The organism is Mediterraneibacter sp. 210702-DFI.3.120 (assembly GCF_020561005.1).
Taxonomy (GTDB): Bacteria; Bacillota; Clostridia; order Lachnospirales; family Lachnospiraceae; genus Mediterraneibacter; species Mediterraneibacter faecis.
In genome coordinates this window covers 1-224 of record NZ_JAJCNG010000124.1, presented here as the reverse complement: position 1 = coordinate 224, position 224 = coordinate 1, and the positions used below count along the sequence as shown (strand labels likewise).

The 224-nt window shown below is 43.3% G+C and carries 1 protein-coding gene; it reads right to left on the bottom strand.

The annotated features are described in order from the left end of the window. Positions 1–151: excisionase (locus LI162_RS16140; protein WP_161171205.1), on the bottom strand; the 151-nt coding region annotated here is incomplete at its 3' end. Between the last annotated feature and the right edge of the window lie 73 nt (positions 152–224).

Sequence of the window (224 nt, the reverse complement as noted above, 5' to 3'; positions counted from 1 at the left end):
GTATGCGGTTGCCATTCATAATGAGCCAGCCAGCGTCCTTGTTTTCCTCTGCCAAGCGTCTTAACTTATTTTCTCCAATGCGGAAATATTTTGACGCTTCTTCAATGGTAAGGGTATATTTTTCCCATACGGGAATATCGTTGTTATTCATCAGATACCCCCTTTCCCTTGTTTCGTGTCATACTGGATATAGGGGATAAGGTCGGTGCGGTTTATCCTCTGTA